Source organism: Burkholderia sp. KBS0801, from assembly GCF_005937855.2.
Classification (GTDB): Bacteria; Pseudomonadota; Gammaproteobacteria; order Burkholderiales; family Burkholderiaceae; genus Burkholderia; species Burkholderia ambifaria.
On record NZ_CP042177.1, the window covers coordinates 482,570 to 505,218 of the forward strand.

A 22,649-nucleotide genomic window follows, 5' to 3' on the forward strand; every position below is an offset into this window, starting at 1 on the left:
GCGGCCGGGGCGGCTGCGTCGAGGGAGCCGAGCCGTCGTTCCGAGGTGGGACGGCAGACGGGACTCCCTCTAGCCGAAGGGAAGTTGGGCGGCCGGTCAATGCAGGATCGGTGATTTGCATTGCGCGGGACGAGCGGGCGCGTGATTGCTCAAGCGGTTATGCTTGCGGTTCGGCGCGCGTTCGCGCCCCTTCATCGATGTCAGCGAGGAACCGCATGTCTGTCAAACCTGCTCCCACCACTGTTTCGATTCACGACCTGATCGCGGGCCGCTGGAGCCCGCGCGCGTATTCGGACGAGCCGATCAGCGCCGCCGATCTGCACGCGGTGCTCGAAGCCGCGCGCTGGGCGCCGTCCGCGTACAACGCGCAGCCGTGGCGCTTCATCGTGTTCGATCGCACGCGGGACGAAGCGGCGTTCAAGCGCGCATTCGCGACGCTGGTGCCGTTCAACCAGGCGTGGAACGCGCCGGCGCCGGTGCTGATCGCCGTGACTTCGCACACGCTCACGCCGAAGGGCGAGCCGGCGTCGACCGCGCTGTACGACGCGGGCGCCGCCGCGATGTCGCTGGTGCTGCAGGCGCACGCGCTGGGCCTGGCTGCCCACCAGATGAGCGGCTTCGACGCGAAGGCGTTCCGCGACGCGTTCGAGATTCCGGCCGACGTCGCCATTCCGGCGCTCATCTCGCTCGGCCACTACGGCAACGTCGACAAGCTCGATCCGGTGCTGCGCGACCGCGAAAAGGCGCCCCGCACGCGCCATGCGCTCGGCGAGGTCGTCTATGCGGGCGCATGGAAGAAGGGTTTCGAAGCGGCAGCCTGATTCCCCGGGCAGGCTGCGGGGTGCGTTTGGCTCCCGACTGCACCTGTCGCCCCTGACGCGCCTGCCGGCGCGCCCCCATCTGCGCCCCCGGGCCGGTTGCGCCGTACCGCTGGCCGGCCCCGGTTGTGATCCGGCGGGCTTCATGTTAAAAAGCCCGTCCTTTCCGTTTTCCGCGCCGGCCATGCTGCGGCACCTTCCGATGACTTACTGCGCGATCGATTTCGGCACGTCCAATTCCGCCGTGGCGCTGCCCGACGGCGATGGAATGCGCCTCGCGCCCGTCGAGGGCGACCACCTGACGCTGCCCACCGCGATCTTCTTCAACAACGACGAGCAGACGGTCGAATACGGCCGGGCCGCGCTCGCGTCGTATATCGACGGTTTCGACGGCCGGCTGATGCGCTCGATGAAGAGCATTCTCGGCTCGCCGCTCGCGGAAACCACGACCGATCTCGGCGACGGCAGCGCGATGGCGTACACGGAGATCATCGCGCGCTTCCTGACGCACCTGAAGCGCAAGGCCGAGGCACGCGCGGGCGCGCCGATCGGCCGCGCGGTGCTCGGCCGCCCGGTGTTCTTCGTCGACGAGGATCCGCGTGCCGACCGCCTCGCGCAGGACCAGCTCGAAGCGGCCGCGCGGTCGGTCGGTTTCACCGACGTGCATTTCCAGTACGAACCGATCGCGGCCGCGTTCGACTACGAGTCGCGCCAGCAGGCCGAACGGCTCGTGCTGGTTGCCGACATCGGCGGCGGTACGTCGGACTTCTCGCTCGTGCGGGTCGGGCCGGAGCGGATGGCGCGCCTCGAGCGCAAGGACGACGTGCTCGCGCACCACGGCGTGCACGTCGCGGGCACCGATTACGACCGCCGCGTCGAACTGGCGGCGATCCTGCCGGCGTTCGGCTATCGCGCGCTCGATCCCGAGGGGCGCGAACTGCCGAACCGGATCTACTTCGACCTGGCGACCTGGCACCTGATCAACACGGTCTACACGCCGAAGCGGCTGGGCGAGCTGAAGCTGATGAAGCACCTGTACCAGGATGGGCGGCAGTACGACCGGCTCACGCGCGTGGTCGAACAGCGGCTCGGGCATGCGCTGATGGCACGCGCGGAAGAGGCGAAGATCGGCGTGGCGGCGGGCGGGGAGACGATGATCGACCTGAACGACGTGGAAGAGGATCTGCAGATCGCGTTCGACGCCGAACGCCTCGTCGAGGCGAGCGTCGACGACACCGCGCGCATCGTCGACGCCGCGCGCGAAACGATGCGGCTGGCGGGCGTTGCGCCGCGCGATCTCGGCGCGCTGTATTTCACCGGCGGCTCGACCGGGCTCGCGTTTCTGTCGGGTGCGCTCGCCGGCGCATTTCCGGACGCGCAGCCCGTGTTCGGCGATCGCCTCGCGAGCGTCGCGACGGGCCTCGGCATTCACGCGCAGCGGCTGTTCGGCTGACCGAAGATTAGCCGGACGGGCGGCGGCCGAATCGCTGCCGCGCCATAAAACAAAAAGCCCCGCCGAAGCGGGGCTTTTTTACACGAAATAATCGCGCCGAACTTAGACCGGACGGATGTTCGCAGCTTGCAGACCCTTCGGGCCCGTCTTCACTTCGAATTCAACCTTCTGGTTTTCTTGCAGCGTCTTGAAGCCTTCGACGCGGATTTCCGAGAAGTGCGCGAACAGATCGTCGCCGCCGCCTTCCGGGGTAATGAAGCCGAAGCCCTTTGCGTCATTGAACCACTTGACGGTACCGGTTGCCATGTTACTTATTCCTAAAAAGATAAAACGGGGCCGAGGCCCATGGGGTGCGGAAAATCAAGGAAGGGGGTAATAGGACCAACCGGAGTACCGTTGATGGGCGAACTACGAAAGAACCAATTCACTCGCCGCTTGAAATCCTGCAACGTTGTTTATACGGCTAATCGCTCACGCGGTCAACCGGATTTCCATACACTCAGGGTTATTGCGGAGTTCAGGTTTACAAACCTTGCAAACGACGCGACTTTTTTGTAGGGGACGAACGATTTTGGCGCCATCTTGCAGGTGCAACCGTTAAACTACGCGCCGCTGGAGGGGTTGCCCCGATCGGGTAATCCCTCCCCCCAAAATGACGCGCGCGGTGCTGTCCGAGCCGATCCCGGACAGCTGGCCGACCACGCTTTTTGAGACACAGGAGAGGATGTGAAGAGTTCTATTCAACGGAACATCGGCCCGTTTGCACTGATGCTGACGGGACTGGGTTCGATTATCGGCTCGGGCTGGCTGTTCGGCGCCTGGAAGGCCGCGAAGATCGCCGGTCCGGCGGCGATCTGCGCATGGATCATCGGCGCGGTCGTGATTCTCGCGATTGCCCTGACGTACGCCGAACTGGGCGCGATGTTCCCCGAGTCCGGCGGCATGGTGCGCTATGCGCGCTACTCGCACGGTTCGCTGGTGGGCTTCATCAGCGCATGGGCGAACTGGATCGCGATCGTCTCGGTGATTCCGATCGAGGCGGAAGCGTCGATCCAGTACATGAGCACGTGGCCGTATCCATGGGCGCACGCGTTGTTCGTGAACGGCGAGTTGACGACACCAGGCCTGCTGCTGTCGGCCGTGCTGGTGGTCATCTATTTCATGCTGAACTACTGGGGCGTCAAGGCCTTCGCGCGTGCGAACACCGCGATCACGATCTTCAAGTTCCTGATCCCCGGCCTCACGATCCTCGGCCTGATGCTCGCGAGCTTCCACTCGGAGAACCTCGGCACCTCATCGAACGCGAGCTTCGCGCCGTACGGCTGGTCGGCCGTGCTGACCGCGGTCTCGACGAGCGGCATCGTGTTCGCGTTCAACGGCTTCCAGAGCCCGGTGAACCTGGCCGGCGAAGCGCGCGATCCGTCGCGCAGCGTGCCGTTCGCGGTGATCACGTCGATCCTGCTCGCACTCGTGATCTATGTGCTGCTGCAGATGGCGTACATCGGCTCGGTGAATCCGGTCGACGTCGCGAAGGGATGGGAGCACTTCAACTTCTCGTCGCCGTTCGCGGAACTCGCGATCGCGCTGAACCTGAACTGGCTCGCGATCCTGCTGTATGTCGACGCGTTCGTCAGCCCGAGCGGTACCGGTACGACCTACATGGCGACGACCACCCGCATGATCTACGCGATGGAGCGCAACAACACGATGCCGAAGATGTTCGGCAACGTGCACCCGATCTACGGCGTGCCGCGCCAGGCGATGTGGTTCAACCTGCTCGTGTCGTTCATCTTCCTGTTCTTCTTCCGCGGCTGGAGCTCGCTCGCGGCGGTGATCTCGGTGGCGACAGTGATTTCGTACCTGACCGGCCCGATCAGCCTGATGGCGTTGCGCCGCGCGGCGACCGACATCGAGCGTCCGCTGTCGATTCCGCTGATGAAGCTGATCGCACCGTTCGCGTTCGTCTGCGCCTCGCTGATCCTGTACTGGGCGAAGTGGCCGCTGACCGGCGAAATCATCCTGCTGATGATCGTCGCGCTGCCGGTGTACTTCTTCTTCCAGGCCAAGTCGGGCTGGAGTGGCTGGGGCGCCGACCTGAAGGCCGCATGGTGGCTGGTCGCGTACCTGCCGACGATGGCCGTGCTGTCGCTGATCGGCAGCAAGGAGTTCGGCGGCCATGGTCTGATGCCGTACGGCTGGGACATGGTGATCGTCGCGGCGATCTCGCTGGTGTTCTACTTCTGGGGCGTGAACACGGGCTACCGGACCCAATATCTCGACGAGCGCGAAACGCATGACGAGATCCTCGAAGGGGTCGGTGTCTGACGGCTGACCAGCCACCGGAATCGGCGGTGGCGGAAAGCGCAAAAAGCCCGTCCGAGCGATGCTCGGGCGGGCTTTTTGTTTGGGGCGCCGATTGTACCGGTGCCGGGGGACTCAGGCCGCCGCGCTCGAGAACACGTAGTTCGTCATCGCGAGCACGCGTTGATACGTGCCGAGCGACTGGATGCCGAGCCGGTAGTCGTCGTCGGCCGCACCCAGAGCGGTGAACACCGGCAGCAGGTGCTCGTCGGTCGGATGCATCAGCACCGCGTGCGGAGCCTGCCGGCGATAGTCGAGCAGCGCGTCGACATCGCGCGCGGCGAGCTTCGCCTCGAACCAGTCGGTGAATTCCGCGACGCGCGGGTCCGCATCCTCGGGCGCCGCGCCGAAATCGGCGGCGCGCAGGTTGTGCGTGATCTGGCCCGAGCCGATCACCATCACGCCTTCGTCGCGCAGCGGCCGCAGCGCGCGGCCGAGCGCGAAGTGATGGGCGGCGTCCGCGCGCGGCTGGATCGACAATTGCGCGACGGGCACGTCGGCCTCCGGGAACATCAGCAACATCGGCACCCACGCGCCGTGGTCGAGGCCGTGCTCGGTCGTCGCGGTCGCGATGCCGGCCGCGTTCAGCAGTGCGGCCGCCCGCTCGGCGACCTCGGGCGCGCCCGGGGCCGGATAGCGGATCTCGTACAGCGCGCGCGGGAAGCCATGGAAGTCGTGGATCGTTTCAGGATGCGTGGCCACGCTCGCGACCGGCTGCTGCGTGCCCCAGTGTGCGGACAGCATCAGTACCGCGCGCGGGCGCGGCAATTCGGCACCGAGGTGCGTGAACGCGCCGGACGGCAGCGACGGGTCGATCGGCAGCGTCGGCGCGCCGTGGGACAGGTAAAGCGAAGGCAAGCGGTTCATGGTGGGGAGCCTGCAGAAGGGTTTGCCTGTGACTATAGGCGCGTACCAAAAATTGATAAACCGGCTGCGGGGAATTTGATTGAATCGCCTTGGTTGTTAATGCGGACAGTTCCGCGTGCGCGACGGGCAGGCGGTGCTGGAGATGGCCGGATCGAGCCGGAAGGCGACAAAATCGACGAAGATGCGCGAGGGAACGACGCAGAAGCGCCGCGTCGAGCAGCTTACTGTGCGGGCCGGATGCCGGCCCATGGCGTCGTCATTGGCGCACTGAGCGCGAACAGGTCGAGCACGCGCGTGACGGTCTGGTCGACGAGTTCCTCGATCGTCTTCGGCATCGCGTAGAACGCGGGCAGCGGTGGGAATACGATGCCGCCCATTTCGGTCACGGCGGTCATGTTGCGCAGATGCGCGAGGTTGAACGGCGTTTCCCGCACCATCAGCACGAGACGGCGGCGTTCCTTCAGCGTGACGTCGGCCGCGCGCGTGATCAGGTTGTCCGACAGCCCGTGCGCGACGCTCGCAAGCGTCTTCATCGAGCAGGGTGCGATCACCATTCCGTCGGTCGCGAACGAGCCCGACGCGATCGTCGCGCCGACATCGCGCACCGAATGCACGACATCCGCACGGCTTTCGACCTCGGCCTTCGACAGCTTCAGTTCATGCTGGATATTGAGCCAGCCGGCGTTCGAAACGAGCAGATGCGTTTCGACGCCGCCGGCGGCGCGCAGCAATTCGAGCAGCCGCACGCCGTAGACCGCGCCGGTGGCGCCGGTGATCGCGACGATCAGCCGGCGTGGCGGCGCGCTGGGAGATGCCATCGGGAAGGACGTTACGCGGCGGCGAACAGTTGCTGCAGTTCGCCCGACTGGTACATCTCCATCATGATGTCCGAGCCGCCGACGAATTCACCCTTCACGTACAGCTGCGGGATGGTCGGCCAGTTCGAGAATTCCTTGATGCCCTGGCGGATTTCGTCGTCCTCGAGCACGTTGACCGTCTTGAACTGGTCCACGCCGCAGGCTTTCAGCACCTGCACGGCGCGGCCCGAGAAGCCGCACATCGGGAACTGCGCGTTGCCCTTCATGAAGAGCACGACCTGGTTTTCGTCGACGATTTGCTTGATACGTTGTTGGGTGTCCATGACTGACCTTGCGTTTGCGGGGCGTTAGATCGAAATGATAGCGGATTTCAACCGGGCGAGCCGGCCGTCAGCCGGGCCGGCGGCCGCCGGTCGTGCGTTCGATCGCGGCCAGATCGGCGAGCGATTCGACCGCGACGAAGCCGCGCGACACGAGTAGCGCGCGCACGGCTTCGGCCTGATCGTAACCGTGCTCGATCCAGAGCGTGCCGCCCGGTTTCAGGAAAGCGCCGGCGCCTGCGACGATCGTGCGGATCGCGCTGAGGCCGTCGGCGTCGTCGGTGAGCGCGCCGCGCGGCTCGAAACGCAGGTCGCCCTGCGCGAGGTGCGGATCGTGCTGCGCGATGTAGGGCGGGTTGCTGACGATCGTGTCGAACGCGAGCGCCGGGTCGAGCGCCGCGTACCAGTCGCTCTGCAGCCAGTGCAGCGGGCCGCCGGGGCGGCGCGCGTCGAGCAGCTTGTCCGCGTTGCGCCGGGCGACGTCGAGCGCGGCCGGCGACCGGTCGAGCGCCCATACGCGTGCGTCGGGCCGTTCCGCAGCGATCGACACGGCGATCGCGCCGCTGCCGGTGCCGAGATCGAGCACGGCCGGATGCGGCCGTCCGTCGATCGCGTCGAGCGCGGCTTCGACGAGCAGTTCGGTTTCCGGACGCGGAATCAGCACGTCGGGCGTCACATCGAACGGCCGGCCGAAGAATTCGCGCATCCCGACGAGCTGCGCGACCGGCTCGCCGGCCACGCGGCGCGCTTCGAGTGCGCGGTAGCGCTCGATCGACGCGGGCTCGAGCGGGGCGTCGCCGCGCGTGATCAGCTGCGTGCGGGTCCAGCCGAGCGCGTACGCGAGCAGCACGCGCGCATCGACCGCGTCGAGCGGCGACGCGCGCAGCAGGTCGTCGGCGGTGGTGTCGGGCATAGCGGCCTCAGTCGGTGTCGCCGAGCGACGCGAGCAGTTCGGCCTGGTGCTCGGTCACGAGCGCGCCGATCAGTTCGTCGAGATCGCCGTCCATCAGCGCCTCGAGCCGGTACAGCGTCAGGTTGATCCGGTGGTCGGTCATCCGGCCTTGCGGGAAGTTGTACGTGCGGATCCGTTCCGAGCGGTCGCCCGAGCCGATCAGGCTCTTGCGCGTCGCCGCTTCCTTCGCGTGCTGCTCGTGATACTGCTTGTCCTTGATGCGCGCGGCGAGCACCTTCAGCGCGCGGTCCTTGTTCTTGTGCTGCGAACGGTCGTCCTGGCACTCGACGACGATCCCGGTCGGGATGTGCGTGACGCGCACCGCCGAATCGGTCTTGTTGATGTGCTGGCCGCCCGCGCCCGACGCGCGGAACGTGTCGATCCGCAGGTCGGCCGGATTGATCTCGACCTCGCCGATCTCGTCCGCTTCCGGCATCACCGCGACCGTGCATGCGGACGTGTGGATGCGCCCCTGGGTTTCAGTGGCCGGCACGCGTTGCACGCGATGGCCGCCCGACTCGAACTTCAGGCGCGAGTACGCGCCCTGGCCGGCGATCCGCACGATCACTTCCTTGTAGCCGCCGAGATCCGACGCGCTTTCCGACATCATCTCGACCTGCCAGCGCTGGCGCTCCGCGAAGCGCAGGTACATGCGCAGCAGATCGCCCGCGAACAGCGCCGATTCATCGCCGCCGGCGCCCGCGCGGATTTCGAGGAAGATGTTGCGGTCGTCGTTCGGGTCCTTCGGCAGCAGCATCTTCTGCAATTCGGCTTCGAGACGGACCATGCGCTCACGTGCGCTGCGGATTTCGTCTTCGGCGAAATCGCGCATCGATGCATCGGCGAGCAGTTCCTGTGCGGCCGTCTCGTCGTTGCGCGACTGGCGCCACAGCGCGTACTGCTCGACGACCGGGCCGAGTTCCGCGTGTTCGCGCGTGAGCCTGCGGTACTGGTCGAGGTCGGCCGTGACGTTTTCGCGGCTCAACAGGTCGTTCAGTTCGGCCAGCCGGGTAGACAGCTGGTCGAGCTTGCGTTGCATGCTCGTCTTCATGGTGTGGAGCGGCGCTCCCGGGCAAAAGGGGTATTCGGAAAGGATAGGCCGGCTCGCGGCCGGCGGCAGGGCAACCGGGCGGCGCTAGTGGCCGGACTGGTCGTTCGAGCGCGGCGCGTGCTGGTAGAAGCCGCGCATCAGGTCGATCAGCGAATCGCGGTCGGCGCCGTTCACGCGGTTGAGCGCGCTCGTCGGGCCGTGGATCAGCTTGTTGGTGAGCGCCTGCGACAGCGCTTCGAGGACGGCGGCCGGATCGTCGCCGCGTGCGAGCAGCTTCTGCGCCTTCTCGACTTCCGCACGGCGCAGCGCGTCGGCCTGCGTATGCATGTGACGAATCACCGGCACGACGCTGCGCGTGTCGAGCCATTGCATGAAATTCTGGACCCGCGTCTCGATGATCGTCTCGGCCTGCGCGACCGCGGCCTGGCGCGATGCGTTGCCTTCGCGCACGATCGCGCCGAGATCGTCGACGGTGTAGAGGAATACGTCCTTCAGCTTGCCGACTTCGGGCTCGATGTCGCGCGGCACCGCGAGGTCGACCATGAAGATCGGCCGGTGGCGGCGCGCCTTCACCGCGCGCTCGACCGCGCCGAGGCCGATGATCGGCAGCGTCGACGCGGTGCACGACACGATGATGTCGAACTCGTGCATCCGCGTGGGCAGGTCCGACAGCGGCATCGCGCGGCCGTTGAAGCGTTCGGCGAGCCGCTGGCCGCGTTCGGCCGTGCGGTTCGCGATCACGAGCTCGCGCGGGTTTTGCGCGGCGAAGTGCGTCGCGCACAGCTCGATCATTTCGCCGGCGCCGATGAACAGCACGCGCTGATCCGACACCGTTTCGAAGATGCGCTGCGCGAGACGGACCGCGGCGGCGGCCATCGACACCGACTGCGCGCCGATCTCGGTCGTGCCGCGCACTTCCTTCGCGACGGCGAACGTGCGCTGGAACAGCTGGTTCAGGTAGGTGCCGAGTGCGCCGGCTTCCGTCGCGGTGCGCACCGCGTCCTTCATCTGGCCCAGAATCTGTGTTTCGCCGAGCACCATCGAATCGAGGCCCGACGCGACGCGGAATGCATGCCGGACCGCTTCCGACTGCGGCAGCGCGTAGACGTGCGGCGCGAGTTCGTCTACGGGAATCCGGTGGTACTCCGACAGCCAGCGAATCGCCCCCTCGCGGGCGGCCCGATCGTCGGTCGCGCAATAGAGTTCGGTGCGGTTGCAGGTGGAGAGGATCGCCGCTTCCGGCGCATTGGGCGCGTGAGGGCCGAGGAACACGTTCTTGAACGTGACGAGAGCCGGCTTGATTTGCTCGAGCGGAAACGCCACGCGTTCGCGCAGGGCGACAGGCGCAGTGTGGTGGTTAATTCCGATCGTGAGGAGTTGCATATCGAGGGCTATCGTTTAGCCCCATATTATAGCCTTTCAGCGATTTCCTCACTCGCGGCATACCGGGCATCAGCGTGGCGTGGCCTCGAATTTGGGGGCTCGATCGGCACGCGGTCGAGCTGATAGCCGTAGCCATAGAGCGGCAGAAGCCGGTAGCCGTGCTCCGGAAGCAGCTGCAGCTTGCTGCGCAGCCGGGACGCATGCGTGTCGAGCGTGCGCGACTTCATGTCGCGGCGGCAGGCCCAGACGGTTTCGAGGATATGGGCGCGCGATACGGGCCGCGACAGATTCGCGAACAGCAACTGCGCGAAGCGGAACTCCTTCGGCGTGAGCGCGACGACCGCGTCGCCGAAGCGCACGAGGCTATGGGTCGCATCGAATGCGTATTCTCCATACATTTCGCGCGAGCGATTCGGCGGCCGCCGGACCCCGGCGCGGCGAATCAGCGCATTGACCCGTGCAAGCAGCTCGGGCCCGCTCACCGGGCGCACAAGGCAATCGTCGGCGCCTGCGTGCAGGCAGGACACGACCTCGCTTTCGCGCGGCAACTGCATGACGGCGATGGCCGGCAGCCCGGGCAGGATCGCCTGCGCGCGCGGAATGACTTCCTCGGCGGGCTGATCGCCGGCCCAGTTGCCGGTGATCAGCATGTCGCAGGTATCGGTGGCGAGCCACTCGAAGAACGCCGCGCTGGACGGAAACGCGTGACACACATGACCGCCGGCGAAGAGCAGGCGGTTCAGGAGCGCAGCATGACGCGCCTCCGGATCGATCAGGGCGATTCGCATGAGGATTTCTTCAATACGGCTGCCGGTGCGCGCTTGCCATAACGTGGGGCCGACCCCTACACTCGAATGTTCGCGGCGCCCGGCTGGTCTCGGGTTCGATGGATGAATCGATGCTAGCCGCTGGCAACGTTCACGCCTATGGGACGAATCTGAATTTATAGAAGGCGTCGAATGAACTGGTTTGGAATCCTTGTCCTGGGAGCGGCCGTCGGGCTGTTCGGCCGGTGGCTGCATCCGATGCGGCGCACGGGCCGGCCGGCATGGTGGATCGTGGTGCTGGTCGGCATCGCAGGGGCCGCCGCCGCGCGCATGGCCGGCAACCTCTCTGGACTGTTTTACGATGGCGAAACGCTCGAATGGCCGGTCTGCACCGGTGTCGCGTTTCTCGCCGTAGCCGTGACGGTCGCCCTGTCGGCCCGTCGCGAAAGCGCTCAGGTGAAATCATGAATGCCCGTCTCCCCGAAGTCTCGCCGGTGCCGGCCCGCCTCGCGCTGCTGCGCGGCGCGATGGTCCGCGAGGATCTGGCCGCCTATCTCGTGCCGTCCGCCGATCCGCACCTGTCCGAGTACCTGCCCGAGCGCTGGCAGGCGCGCCGCTGGCTGTCCGGTTTCACGGGCTCGGTGGGCACGCTGGTCGTGACCGCGGATTTCGCGGGCTTGTGGGTCGACAGCCGTTACTGGGTGCAGGCCGAGGCCGAACTCGCCGGCACGGGCGTCGAGCTGATGAAGATGACGGGCGGCCAGCAGAGCGCGCCCCACGTCGACTGGCTCGCGCAGAACGTGCCGGCCGGTGAGACGGTCGGCGTCGACGGCGCCGTGCTCGGCGTCACGGCGGCGCGCGCGCTGACTGCCGCGCTGAGCGCGCGCGGCATCGCGCTGCGCACCGATCTCGACCTGCTCGACGCGATCTGGCCGGAGCGCCCGGGGCTGCCGGGCGACGCGGTGTTCGAGCATCTGGCGCCGCAGGCCGACACGACGCGCGCGAGCAAGCTCGCCGAAGTGCGCCGCGCGATGCAGGCGCAGGGCGCGCAATGGCATTTCGTGTCGACGCTCGACGATCTCGCGTGGCTGTTCAACCTGCGCGGCGCCGACGTCAACTTCAACCCCGTGTTCGTCGCGCACGCGCTGATCGGCGCCGATCGCGCGACGCTGTTCGTCGCCGACGGCAAGGTATCGCCGGCGCTGGCCGCGTCGCTCGCGCGGGACGGCGTCGAGGTCCGTGCGTACGACGCCGTGCACGCGTCGCTCGCGGCGCTGCCCGACGGCGCGTCGCTGCTGATCGATCCGCGCCGCGTGACGTTCGGCACGCTCGAGGCCGTGCCGGCCGGCGTGAAGCTGATCGAGGCGGTGAACCCGTCGACGTTCGCGAAGTCGCGCAAGACGTCCGCCGAGATCGAGCACGTGCGCGTGACGATGGAGCACGACGGCGCCGCGCTTGCCGAATTCTTCGCGTGGTTCGAGCAGGCGGTGAACCGCGAGACCGTCACCGAGCTGACGATCGACGAGCAGCTCACGGCCGCGCGCGCACGGCGCCCCGGCTACGTGTCGCCGAGCTTCGCCACCATCGCCGGCTTCAATGCGAACGGCGCGATGCCGCACTATCGCGCAACACCGGCGTCGCACGCGACGATCGCCGGCGACGGCCTGCTGCTCGTCGACTCGGGTGGCCAGTACACGACCGGGACCACCGACATCACGCGCGTCGTGCCGGTCGGCACGCTCAGCGACCTCCAGCGCCGCGATTTCACGATCGTGCTCAGGTCGATGATGGCGCTGTCGCGCGCACGCTTTCCGCGCGGCATCCGCTCGCCGATGCTCGATGCGATCGCACGCGCGCCGATGTGGGCGGCCGGGCTCGACTACGGCCACGGCACCGGCCACGGCGTCGGCTACTTCCTGAACGTGCACGAGGGCCCGCAGGTCATCTCGCACTATGCGCCAGCCGAGCCGTACACGGCGATGGAAGAGGGAATGATCACGTCGATCGAGCCGGGCGTGTACCGGCCCGGCAAATGGGGCATCCGGATCGAGAACCTGGTCGTGAACCGCGCAGGCGGGCAGACCGAGTTCGGCGACTTCCTCGCGTTCGAGACGCTCACGTTGTGCCCGATCGACACGCGCTGCGTACTCGTCGAGATGCTGCACGAAGAAGAGCGCGCGTGGCTGAACGCGTATCACGCGACCGTGCGCGAGCGTGTCGGCCGGCACGTGAGCGGCGACGCGAAGGCGTGGCTCGACGCGCGCACGCAGCCGATCTGACGCAACACGCGATGCCGGCCGCACGACGGCCGGACCATGACCGGGAGGGCAACCGATGGCAGACACCGCAGTGATCGTGGTCGACATGCAGCGCGGGCTGGTGCAGCGGGCGAGGCCCGCGTACCGGCTCGACGACGTCGTGTCGGGCATCAACCGGCTGACGGCAGCGGCGCGCGCGGCCCACGCGCCCGTATGCTTCGTGCAGCACGACGGCGATGCGGACGACGACATCGTGCCCGGCACGCCCGGCTGGGAACTGCATGAGGCGTTGATCGTCGGAGGCGCCGACTGGCGCATTCGCAAGCAGGTGAGCGATTCGTTCCACGACACGCCGCTCGCCGCGCAGCTCGACGGCCACGGTGTCCGTTCGGTGCTGATCTGCGGCTATGCGACCGAGTTCTGCGTCGATTCGGCCGCCCGCCGCGCGGCACTGCTCGGCTATCGGACGACCGTCGTCTCCGATCTGCACACGACGAACGAGCGCACGCACCTGTCGGCCGCGCAAATCGTCGCGCATCATCACTTCGTGTGGGAAAACAATTCGCTGTCGGGCAACTCGGTGCGCCCGCGTCCGCTCGCGGACGTGCTTGCAACGGAGTTCGCATGACGATCAAGGCCGTGGTGTTCGATTTCGGCGGCGTGCTGATCGACTGGAGCCCCGACTATCTGTACCGGCAACTGATTCCGGACGAAACCGAGCGTCGCTGGTTCCTCACGCACGTGTGCGCGATGGACTGGGTGATCCGCCAGGACGGCGGGCAGACGATCGACGAGGGAACGAGCGAGCTCGTCGCGAAGTTTCCGGAGCACGAGGCGCTGATCCGCGCGTTCTACGCACGCTGGCACGAGATGATCGGCGGCGTGCTCGACGAAGGCGCCGCGCTCGTCGACCGCCTCGACGCGCAGGGGATGCCGCTCTTCGGGTTGACCAACTGGTCCGCGCAGACCTTTCCGTATGCGTGGGACAACTTCCCGGTGCTGCGGCGCTTCAAGGACATCGTCGTGTCGGGCCGCGTGAAGCTCGTGAAACCCGATCCGGCGATCTATCGCGAAATGCACGCGCGGATCGATCCGCATCTGCCGGGCATCGCGCCGCACGAGCTCGTGTTCATCGACGACAACGCGAAGAACGCAGCGGCCGCGACCGCGCTCGGCTGGCATGGCATTCATCACACGAGCGCGGCGGCGACCGAGGCGCGCCTGCGCGAACTGGGCGCGCTCGCGTAGGCGGCAGAACGCCAGCCGGATGAAAAAAGCGGGCCAGCGGCCCGCTTTTTTCATTTTGCCGATCCGGCGGCGGCCGCTGTCGGCACCGGCCCCGCGTCGCCGCAGTGCCGGGTGCCCGGGCCGCGCCGTTCAGCGGCTGATCGGCTTGTAGCGCAGGCGCTTCGGCTTCGCGGCTTCCTCGCCGAGGCGTGCACGCTTGTCGGCTTCGTATTCCTGGTAGTTGCCGTCGAAAAACGTGACCTGCGAATCGCCTTCGAATGCGAGGATGTGCGTCGCGATCCGGTCGAGGAACCAGCGATCGTGCGAGATCACCATCACCGAGCCGGCGAACTCGAGCAGCGCGTCTTCCAGCGCGCGCAGCGTTTCGACGTCGAGGTCGTTCGACGGTTCGTCGAGCAGCAGCACGTTGCCGCCGGAGATCAGGGTCTTCGCGAGGTGCAGGCGGCCGCGTTCGCCGCCGGACAGGTTGCCGACGATCTTCTGCTGGTCGCCGCCCTTGAAGTTGAAGCGGCCGATGTACGCACGCGACGGCGTTTCGTACTTGCCGACCGTCAGCACGTCGGCGCCGCCCGAGATCTCCTCGAACACCGTCTTCGAGCCGTCGAGCGCGTCGCGGCTCTGGTCGACGTACGCGAGCTTCACGGTCGGGCCCATCACGACTTCGCCAGAATCCGGCTGTTCCTTGCCGGTCAGCATCCGGAACAGCGTTGACTTGCCGGCGCCGTTCGGGCCGATGATGCCGACGATCGCGCCGGCGGGGATCTTCAGGTTCAGGTTGTCGATCAGCAGGCGGTCGCCGAACGCCTTGCTGACGTTCTTGAACTCGATCACTTCATTGCCGAGGCGGTCGCCGACCGGAATGAAGATTTCCTGCGTTTCGTTGCGCTTCTGGTATTCCTGGCTATTCAGTTCCTCGAAGCGCGCGATACGCGCCTTCGACTTCGCCTGGCGGCCCTTCGGGTTCTGGCGCACCCACTCCAGCTCCTTCTTGATCGCCTTCTGACGCGCCGATTCCGATGCTTCTTCCTGTTTCAGGCGTTCTTCCTTCTGGTCGAGCCAGCTGCTGTAGTTGCCCTTCCAAGGAATGCCGTGGCCACGGTCGAGTTCGAGAATCCACTCGGCCGCGTTGTCGAGGAAGTAGCGATCGTGCGTGACGGCGACGACGGTGCCCGGGAAGCGCACCAGGAACTGCTCGAGCCAGTCGACCGATTCGGCGTCGAGGTGGTTGGTCGGCTCGTCGAGCAGCAGCATGTCCGGCTTCTCGAGCAGCAGCTTGCACAGCGCGACGCGGCGCTTTTCGCCGCCCGACAGGTGCTCGATCTTCGCGTCCCACGGCGGCAGGCGCAGCGCATCGGCGGCCACTTCGAGTTGCTGCTCCGGGCTGCCGCCGTCGCTCGATGCGAGGATCGCTTCGTATTTCGCCTGCTCGGCCGCGAGCGCGTCGAAGTCGGCGTCCGGCTCCGCATACGCGGCGTAGATTTCCTCGAGCTTCTTGTTCGCCTGGAACAGGTCGCCGAGGCCTTCCTCGACGGCTTCGCGCACCGTCTTCGTCGGGTCGAGCTGCGGTTCCTGCGGCAGGTAGCCGATGTTCAGGTTCGGCATCGGCGTTGCTTCGCCTTCGATGTCCTTGTCGACGCCCGCCATGATGCGGATCAGCGTCGATTTGCCCGAGCCGTTCAGGCCGAGCACGCCGATCTTCGCGCCGGGAAAGAACGACAGCGAGATGTCCTTCAGGATCTGGCGCTTGGGCGGCACGATCTTGCCGACCCGGTTCATCGTGAAAACGTATTGGGCCATTTGGGTGTGAAAGTCAGAATGGGTTGAGACTGCCTCGCGGCGCATGGGCCTGCGTGGCGTCGGGTGATTCGGTACGGAGCGTGCCGCGCGGGGCGCGGCGGTGTCGCCGCGGGTTGGCGGCGCGAGCGCGTATTGTACTTCGCCGCCGGCTGCCGCTGGCACCGCGCCGGCCATTCGGCCGACCCGCGTTCACAGCCACGCGGCGACGCCGCCGTGCCCCGAACAGGTGCCGCGCCGATGGCGGCTGAAGCTGTACGTGCCGTCGCGGCAGCGCGCGCTCGCGCCCTCGGGCACGCGGCCCGATTTCGAATGGGCCGGCGCATGGACGGCGTCGCCGTCGCGATTGCGGTACGTGTCGTGCCGGTCGAGGTCGGCTTCGTTGCCGTAGCCGTAGCCGGGTGACGCGCGATACGCGTGCGCCGCAGGCGGCACGGCGGCGCACGCGGCGAACAGCGCGGCGGACAGGGTCGCGATGCGCATCGCGCGTCGGAGCTGGGCAGGCATGGTCTCTCTCCGGATGTTGTTATCTGCTGTCGATCCCGGGCCGCATGTTAGCCGATCGGCTGAAGATCGGTGCCGCTGCGCCGACGTGCGCCGACGCTACGCCGCGCCGGTCATCGATGCCGCGCCGTCGGCTTGCGCGGCCTCGAGAATCCACCGGCGGAACGCCGCGACTTTCGTGCGTTCCGCGTGATGCGGCGGATAGACGAGGTAGTACGCGAAGTCGTCGAGCCACGCGATGTCGGCAAGCTGCACGAGCCGGCCGCTCGCGAGCTCGTCGCGCACCATCGCCGCCGGCAGCAGGCCGGCGCCCTGGCCGGCGAGAATCGCCTGCAGCAACAGGCCGGAATCGTCGAACGCGGGGCCGCGCGGCGGACCGAAATCGTCGATCCGCTGCGCGTCGAACCAGATGTGCCAGCCCTTGCGCTCGGCGTCGTGCAGATGCGGCCATCGGGCCAGGTCGGCGGGCGTGGCCGGCATGCCCAGCCGCGCGACGAGGGCCGGTGCCGCAAGCGCGACGATCTCCACCGTCAGCAGCCGTTCGCTGCACAAGCCGATGTAACGGCCGAGACCGTGGCGGATCGCGACGTCGACGCCGTCGCGCGAGAAATCGGCGAGCGCATGGCTCGTGGCGATCTGCAGGTCGATGTCCGGGCACGCGTCGCGGAACTGCGCGAGGCGCGGCACGAGCCATGCGGACGCGAAAAACGGCGTGACGCTCACCGTCAGCACGCCGCTGTCGGCGGCCCCCGCCACGCGCTGCGACGCGTCGGCGATCTGCCGGAACGCGTTGCGCACAGGCGGGAGGTAGTCGCGGCCCGCGGCAGTCAGCAGAATGCCGCGGTTCACGCGCTCGAACAGCTGCACGCCGAGGTGGCGCTCGAGCGTGCGGATCATCTGGCTCACCGCGCCGGGCGTGACCGACAGCTCTTGCGCCGCGGATTTCACCGACAGGTGGCGGGCCGCCGCCTCGAACGCACGCAGCGCGTTGAGGGGCGGCAGGCGGGAACGGTTCATTCAGTTTTTCTAAAGTGAAAGGCCGACGAAATATCGTTTGAAGCAATGGGTACGCGCGAGTACCGTTTTCGCATCGAATCGCATTCGTCGCGACTGACTGCGGCGACCGCTGCGACCAACATGGTTCAACTATATCCATGAGGCAATCCGGGCGCCGCGCGGCGTCCGGCGGAACCCGGGAGGAGCATCGTCATGAGCGGCCCGCGCGCATCGCGCGTCTTCTACGGCTGGTATGTGGTGGCGGCCGCGTTCGCCGTCACGTTCGTCGGCTTCGGCAGTGCGTACACGTTCAGCGCGTTCGTCGAATCGCTGCAGCGGGACTTCGCCGCGTCGCGCGGGCAGATCTCGCTCGTGTTCTCGCTGGCCGGCTTCCTGTATTTCGGCTTCGGCATCGTCAGCGGCCCGCTTGCCGATCGCTTCGGCTCCCGGCGGCTCGCCGTCGCCGGCATGTTGCTGACGGCCGGCGGTCTCGCCGCGGCCGGTGCCGCGCATACGTTGCTGCAGGTCTATGTCGCATATGGGCTCGGTGTCGGCTTCGGCGTCGGCTGCGCGTATGTGCCGGCCGTCGGTGCCGTGCAACGCTGGTTCGTGCGGCGGCGCGGCTTCGCGTCGGGGCTCGCGGTCGCCGGGATCGGCGTCGGCACGCTGGTGATGCCGCCGCTCGCGTCCGCGCTGATCGCGCACGTCGGCTGGCGCGGTGCTTATTTCACGCTGGCAGTGATCGCGGCGGCCGTCGGGGTCGGCATGTCGTTGCTGATCGAGAACGATCCGCGCGGGCGCGGGTTGCTGCCGGACGGCGATGCCGGCGGCGACGGCCGCCGCAATGGAGGCGCTGCCGCAGCCGATGCGGCCGCCGCAGCTCTGCACGCCGGCGCGACCGTGCGCGAGGCCGTCATGTCGCGGCCGTTCGCGAGCCTCTACGCCGCATGCCTCGTGTGCTCGTTCGGCGTCTTCGTGCCGTTCGTGCATCTCGTGCCGTACGCGCTTGATCATGACGTCGCGCCGTCGACGGCCGTGCTGCTGCTCGGCGCGATCGGCGTCGGCAGCACCGCAGGGCGCTTCTTCCTCGGCGGCCTTGCCGATCGCTTCGGCCGCCGCGCGTCGCTGCTCGCGATGTTCGCGGGCATGGCCGTCTCGCTCGTTGCGTGGGCCGGTGCCGCGAGCGTCGCGACGCTCGCCGCGTTCGCACTTGTGTTCGGCGTGTTCTACGGTGGCTGGGTCGCCGTCCTGCCCGCCGTCGTGATGGACTATTTCGGCGGCCGCAACGTGAGCGCGATCATCGGCATCCTGTACACGAGCGTTGCGTTCGGCACGCTGATCGGGCCCGCCGCGGCCGGTTTCATCTACGACGCGGGCGGCGGCTATCTCGTGCCGATCCTTGCCAGCGCGGCAGCCAATGCGATCGCGTTCGCGATCGTCGCCACTACCGGGCGCGCGCCGCTGGCGGCGCGGGCGGCCGGCCGCTAGTCGCGCGTCGCCGGCCGCGCGGCCAGGCACTTGCGGCTAGGCGTCATCCATGATTTCCGCTACGGTGTGCGGGCGTCGATCATCGACGGACGGAGGCGCATCGTGACATTCGACGAAGTGCGACGGATCGCGCTGGCATGGCGCGGTGTCGAGGAGGGCACGTCGTACGGCACGCCCGCGCTCAAGGTGAAGGGCAAGATGCTCGCGCGCCTGCGCGAGGACGGCGACACGCTCGTCGTGAAGGGCGTCGGCCCCGACGAGCGCGCGTGGCTGATCGAATCGGAGCCCGACGTCTATTACGTGACGGACCACTACGCGGGCTGGCCCATCGTGCTGGTGCGCCTGTCGGCCGCGCATCCCGACGCCGTGAAAAATCTGCTTCTGCGAGAATGGCAGGCGATCGCGCCGGCCAAATGGCGGGACGAAGGGCCAGGCGCGGCGAACTGAGCGTCCGGCGCGACGCCCTGAGGGCGGCGAACGAACCTCTTCGACGGAAGGTTCGTCGCGATACCGGGGAGCCGCCTCGCCTTCGATTGCCCGATCCCGGCGGGCGCGCCGAGGAGATGCCAACCGGACCAACCGTTGCATCGATTCATATCGATGCAACAAGTGGTTCCATCGAAATTCTTCAATTGGTTCTTAGTGAAGAACCGTTTGATGCTTACACTCGTTCGCTTCGAAGGCGGCTGACCGACAGCCGACGGACAGGGCGCACGCGATGTGCCGGCATCCCCGCGTGCCGCATCGCACCCGCAGCTTCGCAGACTGCGTCGCGCACCGACCGAAACAGGCTCGATCCGGCTTTCTGCCCGCATGCCGCGCACGCGCGGCGGGCTACCGGATTCAACAACGACAACTCCCAGCGCCGCCTTCACGAGACCCCCGGTCGTACCGGAACCGTTTTTTGGAGAGAGACATATGAGTGGAAGCAACACAGGCCTCGGCACGGGCCTGAAGCAGCGTCACGTGACGATGATGTCGATTGCCGGCGTCATCGGCGCGGGCTTGTTCGTCGGCTCCGGCCACGCGATCGCCGAGGCCGGCCCGGCGTCGATCCTCGCGTATGCGATCGCGGGCGTGCTGGTCGTGCTGGTGATGCGCATGCTCGGCGAGATGGCCGTCGCGCATCCAGACAGCGGTTCGTTCTCGACCTATGCCGATCGCGCGATCGGCCACTGGGCAGGCTTCACCATCGGCTGGCTGTACTGGTGGTTCTGGGTGCTCGTGATCCCGATCGAGGCGACGGCCGCCGCGACCATTCTCAATGCGTGGTTCCCCGGCGTCGCGACCTGGATCTTCGCGCTCGGCATCACGCTGCTGCTGACGATCACTAATCTCTTCTCGGTCAAGAACTACGGCGAATTCGAATTCTGGTTCGCGCTGATCAAGGTCGTCGCGATCGTCGTGTTCCTGTGCATCGGCGGTGCGGCGATCGTCGGCATCGTTCCCGCCCCGGCCGTGTCGGGCGTGTCGAACCTGTTCGCGCATGACGGCTTCATGCCGCACGGCGCCGGCGCGGTGCTCGCGGCGATGCTGACGACGATGTTCTCGTTCCTCGGCACCGAGATCGTGACGATCGCGGCCGCCGAATCGGATAACCCGCAACGCCAGATCGTGCGTGCGACGAACTCGGTGATCTGGCGGATCACGCTGTTCTATCTCGGCTCGATCCTCGTCGTCGCGGCCATCGTGCCGTGGAACGATCCGCTGCTGCCGAAGCACGGCTCGTATCAGCGGGCAATGGAGCTGATCGGCGTGCCGAACGCGAAGGCGATCATCGACGTGATCGTGCTCGTGTCGGTCGCGAGCTGCCTGAATTCCGCGCTGTACACCGCGTCGCGGATGCTGTTCTCGCTGTCCCGGCGCAAGGACGCGCCCGCGTTCCTGCACCGCACCGATTCGACCGGCACGCCGCGTGCGGCCGTGCTCGCATCGACGGCGTTCGGTTTTCTGACCGTGATCGCCAACTACCTGATGCCGGAACAGGTGTTCGGCTTCCTGCTGGCGACGTCGGGTGCGATCGCGCTGCTCGTGTATCTCGTGATCGCGATCTCGCAGCTGCGGATGCGCAAGACGCTCGAATCGGGCGGCGCCGACCTGCCGCTGCGGATGTGGCTGTTCCCGTGGCTCACGTGGGCGGTGATCCTGTTCATTTGCGGCACGCTGACCGTGATGTTCGTCAGCGAGGAACACCGGATGGAAGTGGGGGCGACGGCCGTGCTCGCGCTGATCGTGTTGTTTGCCGCGTGGTTGAACAAGCGCGGTCGCGATGCGCGGGCCGGGGCGGGGCGGCGGGTGTCGGCGACCTGATGAACCGACGAGCCGAAGGCGGGCATGGTGCTCGCCTTCGGCTCGCGGAGCGGGCACCGCGATGAAAAATGGGCCGATTGGCGTTTGCCAATCGGCCCATTTGCTTTTCGTGCCGGACGCGCATCATGCGACGCCGTGCATATCGCACGGCATCGCGATTCGCCTATCAGACGTTGAACAGGAAGTTCATCACATCCCCGTCGTGCACGACATATTCCTTCCCTTCCGCGCGCATCTTGCCGGCTTCCTTCGCCCCCTGTTCGCCCTTGTAGGAAACAAAGTCGTCGAACGCGATCGTCTGCGCGCGAATGAAGCCGCGCTCGAAGTCGGTGTGGATCACGCCGGCCGCTTGCGGCGCCGTGTCGCCGATGTGGATCGTCCACGCGCGCACTTCCTTCACGCCCGCGGTGAAGTAGGTCTGCAGGCCGAGCAGCTTGAAGCCCGCGCGAATCACGCGGTCGAGGCCCGGCTCTTCCATGCCCATGTCGGCGAGGAACGCTTCCTTGTCCGCATCGTCGAGATCGGCGATTTCCGCCTCGATCGCCGCACACACCGCGACCACCGGCGAATTCTCGCTTTCCGCGTACTTGCGCACCGCATCGAGGTGCGGGTTGTTCTCGAAGCCGTCGTCCTTCACGTTCGCGACGTACATCGCCGGCTTCGCGGTGATCAGGCAGAACGGCTTGAGCAGTGCCTGCTCTTCGTCCGACAGGTCGAGGCCGCGCACGGCCTTGCCCTGGTCGAGGTGCGCGCGCACCTTCTCGAGCACCGCGGCGAGCTTCACCGCTTCCTTGTCGTTGCCCGATTTCGCGGCCTTCGAGTAGCGCGTGAGCGCCTTCTCGACGGTGGCGAGGTCGGCGAGCGCGAGCTCGGTGTTGATCACTTCGATGTCGTCGATCGGGCTGACCTTGCCGGCGACGTGGATGACGTTGTCGTCCTCGAAGCAGCGCACGACGTGCGTGATCGCATCGGTTTCGCGGATGTTCGCGAGGAACTGGTTGCCGAGGCCTTCACCCTTGCTCGCGCCCGCGACGAGGCCGGCGATGTCGACGAATTCGACGACGGCCGGCACGACGCGCTCGGGCTTCACGATTTCCGACAGCGCCTTCAGGCGCGTGTCGGGCACTTCGACGATGCCGACGTTCGGCTCGATCGTGCAGAACGGGTAGTTCTCGGCGGCGATGCCGGCCTTGGTCAGCGCATTGAACAGGGTGGACTTGCCGACGTTGGGCAAGCCGACGATGCCGCATTTGAGGCTCAT

General features: G+C 67.1%; 22 protein-coding genes. 10 read left to right on the forward strand and 12 right to left on the reverse strand.

All coding sequences use genetic code 11. The features are described from left to right. Nucleotides 1-215 precede the first annotated feature (215 nt). Together FFI87_RS02335 and FFI87_RS02340 are read left to right on the forward strand one after the other, a co-directional pair. Complete coding sequence (locus FFI87_RS02335) at nucleotides 216-821, forward strand: nitroreductase family protein (RefSeq protein ID WP_012362987.1); 606 nt, start codon at nucleotides 216-218, stop codon at nucleotides 819-821. Between the two features lie 199 nt (nucleotides 822-1,020). Continuing rightward, nucleotides 1,021-2,271 carry an Hsp70 family protein gene (locus FFI87_RS02340; RefSeq protein ID WP_138848510.1) on the forward strand — a complete coding sequence of 417 codons (1,251 nt, stop codon included), beginning with the start codon at nucleotides 1,021-1,023 and terminating at the stop codon, nucleotides 2,269-2,271. A gap of 102 nt (nucleotides 2,272-2,373) precedes the next feature. Here the strand turns inward: FFI87_RS02340 and FFI87_RS02345 are convergent, their stop codons facing one another. Continuing rightward, entirely contained in the window at nucleotides 2,374-2,577 is a 204-nt protein-coding gene (locus FFI87_RS02345) for a cold-shock protein (RefSeq protein ID WP_006477070.1), read from the reverse strand. Nucleotides 2,578-2,997: 420 nt separating this feature from the next. Here FFI87_RS02345 and FFI87_RS02350 point away from each other — a divergent pair, with 420 nt between their 5' ends. After that, entirely contained in the window at nucleotides 2,998-4,596 is a 1,599-nt protein-coding gene (locus tag FFI87_RS02350; RefSeq protein WP_012362989.1) for an APC family permease, read from the forward strand. Nucleotides 4,597-4,707: 111 nt separating this feature from the next. On the opposite strand, the gene FFI87_RS02355 is transcribed toward FFI87_RS02350, so the two are convergent. The 7 genes from FFI87_RS02355 to FFI87_RS02385 all read right to left on the reverse strand — a co-directional run bounded on the left by FFI87_RS02355 (nucleotide 4,708) and on the right by FFI87_RS02385 (nucleotide 10,811). Next, on the reverse strand, nucleotides 4,708-5,499 hold the full coding sequence (locus FFI87_RS02355; RefSeq protein WP_012362990.1) for a DODA-type extradiol aromatic ring-opening family dioxygenase: 792 nt from the start codon (nucleotides 5,497-5,499) through the stop codon (nucleotides 4,708-4,710). Between the two features lie 221 nt (nucleotides 5,500-5,720). Next, nucleotides 5,721-6,317 (reverse strand): UbiX family flavin prenyltransferase, encoded by a 597-nt coding sequence (locus tag FFI87_RS02360; RefSeq protein ID WP_006759426.1) that lies wholly within the window; start codon nucleotides 6,315-6,317, stop codon nucleotides 5,721-5,723. An 11-nt stretch (nucleotides 6,318-6,328) separates the two neighbouring features. Next, on the reverse strand, nucleotides 6,329-6,640 hold the full coding sequence (gene grxD, locus FFI87_RS02365; protein WP_006753626.1) for a Grx4 family monothiol glutaredoxin: 312 nt from the start codon (nucleotides 6,638-6,640) through the stop codon (nucleotides 6,329-6,331). Between the two features lie 67 nt (nucleotides 6,641-6,707). Further along, nucleotides 6,708-7,550 (reverse strand): peptide chain release factor N(5)-glutamine methyltransferase, encoded by an 843-nt coding sequence (gene prmC, locus FFI87_RS02370; protein WP_138848307.1) that lies wholly within the window; start codon nucleotides 7,548-7,550, stop codon nucleotides 6,708-6,710. A 7-nt stretch (nucleotides 7,551-7,557) separates the two neighbouring features. Continuing rightward, nucleotides 7,558-8,640 (reverse strand): peptide chain release factor 1, encoded by a 1,083-nt coding sequence (gene prfA / locus FFI87_RS02375; RefSeq protein ID WP_006755622.1) that lies wholly within the window; start codon nucleotides 8,638-8,640, stop codon nucleotides 7,558-7,560. An 84-nt stretch (nucleotides 8,641-8,724) separates the two neighbouring features. Next, nucleotides 8,725-10,023, reverse strand: a complete 1,299-nt coding sequence (gene hemA, locus FFI87_RS02380) for a glutamyl-tRNA reductase (RefSeq protein ID WP_138848306.1) — start codon at nucleotides 10,021-10,023, stop codon at nucleotides 8,725-8,727. A gap of 26 nt (nucleotides 10,024-10,049) precedes the next feature. Further along, entirely contained in the window at nucleotides 10,050-10,811 is a 762-nt protein-coding gene (locus tag FFI87_RS02385) for a response regulator transcription factor (protein WP_138848305.1), read from the reverse strand. 171 nt (nucleotides 10,812-10,982) lie between these two features. Between FFI87_RS02385 and FFI87_RS02390 the strand changes: the two genes are divergently transcribed. The 4 genes from FFI87_RS02390 to FFI87_RS02405 are packed head-to-tail and all read left to right on the forward strand — an operon-like array spanning nucleotide 10,983 to nucleotide 14,296. Next, nucleotides 10,983-11,258, forward strand: coding sequence for a hypothetical protein (locus FFI87_RS02390; RefSeq protein WP_006755625.1), 276 nt, complete (start codon nucleotides 10,983-10,985; stop codon nucleotides 11,256-11,258). Then, nucleotides 11,255-13,069: an aminopeptidase P family protein gene (locus tag FFI87_RS02395; protein ID WP_012362994.1), complete on the forward strand. Its 1,815-nt coding sequence runs from the start codon at nucleotides 11,255-11,257 to the stop codon at nucleotides 13,067-13,069. Before FFI87_RS02390 ends, FFI87_RS02395 begins: the two co-directional genes overlap by 4 nt. A gap of 55 nt (nucleotides 13,070-13,124) precedes the next feature. Next, entirely contained in the window at nucleotides 13,125-13,676 is a 552-nt protein-coding gene (locus FFI87_RS02400) for a cysteine hydrolase family protein (protein ID WP_012362995.1), read from the forward strand. Next, complete coding sequence (locus FFI87_RS02405) at nucleotides 13,673-14,296, forward strand: HAD family hydrolase (protein WP_012362996.1); 624 nt, start codon at nucleotides 13,673-13,675, stop codon at nucleotides 14,294-14,296. Before FFI87_RS02400 ends, FFI87_RS02405 begins: the two co-directional genes overlap by 4 nt. A gap of 129 nt (nucleotides 14,297-14,425) precedes the next feature. On the opposite strand, the gene ettA is transcribed toward FFI87_RS02405, so the two are convergent. From ettA to gcvA, 3 genes are all read right to left on the reverse strand, one after another. Further along, nucleotides 14,426-16,093 (reverse strand): energy-dependent translational throttle protein EttA, encoded by a 1,668-nt coding sequence (ettA, locus tag FFI87_RS02410; protein WP_041489753.1) that lies wholly within the window; start codon nucleotides 16,091-16,093, stop codon nucleotides 14,426-14,428. A 189-nt stretch (nucleotides 16,094-16,282) separates the two neighbouring features. Next, nucleotides 16,283-16,597 carry a DUF3761 domain-containing protein gene (locus FFI87_RS02415; protein ID WP_012362998.1) on the reverse strand — a complete coding sequence of 105 codons (315 nt, stop codon included), beginning with the start codon at nucleotides 16,595-16,597 and terminating at the stop codon, nucleotides 16,283-16,285. A 96-nt stretch (nucleotides 16,598-16,693) separates the two neighbouring features. Then, nucleotides 16,694-17,611 (reverse strand): transcriptional regulator GcvA, encoded by a 918-nt coding sequence (gene gcvA, locus FFI87_RS02420; protein WP_012362999.1) that lies wholly within the window; start codon nucleotides 17,609-17,611, stop codon nucleotides 16,694-16,696. A gap of 192 nt (nucleotides 17,612-17,803) precedes the next feature. On the opposite strand from gcvA, the gene FFI87_RS02425 reads away from it, so the two are divergent. The 3 genes from FFI87_RS02425 (at nucleotide 17,804) to gabP (ending at nucleotide 21,388) form a co-directional block, all read left to right on the forward strand. Continuing rightward, the gene (locus FFI87_RS02425; RefSeq protein WP_138848304.1) at nucleotides 17,804-19,078 is read left to right on the forward strand and encodes an MFS transporter; all 1,275 of its coding nucleotides are present in this window, start codon (nucleotides 17,804-17,806) and stop codon (nucleotides 19,076-19,078) included. Between the two features lie 102 nt (nucleotides 19,079-19,180). Then, the gene (locus FFI87_RS02430; protein WP_138848303.1) at nucleotides 19,181-19,525 is read left to right on the forward strand and encodes an MmcQ/YjbR family DNA-binding protein; all 345 of its coding nucleotides are present in this window, start codon (nucleotides 19,181-19,183) and stop codon (nucleotides 19,523-19,525) included. A 471-nt stretch (nucleotides 19,526-19,996) separates the two neighbouring features. Beyond that, on the forward strand, nucleotides 19,997-21,388 hold the full coding sequence (gene gabP, locus FFI87_RS02435) for a GABA permease (protein ID WP_126227088.1): 1,392 nt from the start codon (nucleotides 19,997-19,999) through the stop codon (nucleotides 21,386-21,388). A gap of 166 nt (nucleotides 21,389-21,554) precedes the next feature. Here the strand turns inward: gabP and ychF are convergent, their stop codons facing one another. Further along, nucleotides 21,555-22,649: a redox-regulated ATPase YchF gene (gene ychF / locus FFI87_RS02440; protein ID WP_011655864.1), complete on the reverse strand. Its 1,095-nt coding sequence runs from the start codon at nucleotides 22,647-22,649 to the stop codon at nucleotides 21,555-21,557.

Bases quoted from the DNA above. Each gene is read 5' to 3' on its own strand.
- gabP (WP_126227088.1), top strand. From the start codon at position 19,997: ATGAGTGGAAGCAACACAGGCCTCGGCACGGGCCTGAAGCAGCGTCAC.
- ettA (WP_041489753.1), bottom strand. From the start codon at position 16,093: ATGGCCCAATACGTTTTCACGATGAACCGGGTCGGCAAGATCGTGCCG.
- prfA (WP_006755622.1), bottom strand. From the start codon at position 8,640: ATGAAGACGAGCATGCAACGCAAGCTCGACCAGCTGTCTACCCGGCTG.
- FFI87_RS02355 (WP_012362990.1), bottom strand. From the start codon at position 5,499: ATGAACCGCTTGCCTTCGCTTTACCTGTCCCACGGCGCGCCGACGCTG.
- hemA (WP_138848306.1), bottom strand. From the start codon at position 10,023: ATGCAACTCCTCACGATCGGAATTAACCACCACACTGCGCCTGTCGCC.
- FFI87_RS02405 (WP_012362996.1), top strand. From the start codon at position 13,673: ATGACGATCAAGGCCGTGGTGTTCGATTTCGGCGGCGTGCTGATCGAC.
- FFI87_RS02385 (WP_138848305.1), bottom strand. From the start codon at position 10,811: ATGCGAATCGCCCTGATCGATCCGGAGGCGCGTCATGCTGCGCTCCTG.
- grxD (WP_006753626.1), bottom strand. From the start codon at position 6,640: ATGGACACCCAACAACGTATCAAGCAAATCGTCGACGAAAACCAGGTC.
- FFI87_RS02340 (WP_138848510.1), top strand. From the start codon at position 1,021: ATGACTTACTGCGCGATCGATTTCGGCACGTCCAATTCCGCCGTGGCG.
- FFI87_RS02400 (WP_012362995.1), top strand. From the start codon at position 13,125: ATGGCAGACACCGCAGTGATCGTGGTCGACATGCAGCGCGGGCTGGTG.
- FFI87_RS02390 (WP_006755625.1), top strand. From the start codon at position 10,983: ATGAACTGGTTTGGAATCCTTGTCCTGGGAGCGGCCGTCGGGCTGTTC.
- FFI87_RS02360 (WP_006759426.1), bottom strand. From the start codon at position 6,317: ATGGCATCTCCCAGCGCGCCGCCACGCCGGCTGATCGTCGCGATCACC.
- ychF (WP_011655864.1), bottom strand. From the start codon at position 22,649: ATGAGCCTCAAATGCGGCATCGTCGGCTTGCCCAACGTCGGCAAGTCC.
- prmC (WP_138848307.1), bottom strand. From the start codon at position 7,550: ATGCCCGACACCACCGCCGACGACCTGCTGCGCGCGTCGCCGCTCGAC.
- FFI87_RS02395 (WP_012362994.1), top strand. From the start codon at position 11,255: ATGAATGCCCGTCTCCCCGAAGTCTCGCCGGTGCCGGCCCGCCTCGCG.
- FFI87_RS02335 (WP_012362987.1), top strand. From the start codon at position 216: ATGTCTGTCAAACCTGCTCCCACCACTGTTTCGATTCACGACCTGATC.
- gcvA (WP_012362999.1), bottom strand. From the start codon at position 17,611: ATGAACCGTTCCCGCCTGCCGCCCCTCAACGCGCTGCGTGCGTTCGAG.
- FFI87_RS02425 (WP_138848304.1), top strand. From the start codon at position 17,804: ATGAGCGGCCCGCGCGCATCGCGCGTCTTCTACGGCTGGTATGTGGTG.
- FFI87_RS02415 (WP_012362998.1), bottom strand. From the start codon at position 16,597: ATGCCTGCCCAGCTCCGACGCGCGATGCGCATCGCGACCCTGTCCGCC.
- FFI87_RS02345 (WP_006477070.1), bottom strand. From the start codon at position 2,577: ATGGCAACCGGTACCGTCAAGTGGTTCAATGACGCAAAGGGCTTCGGC.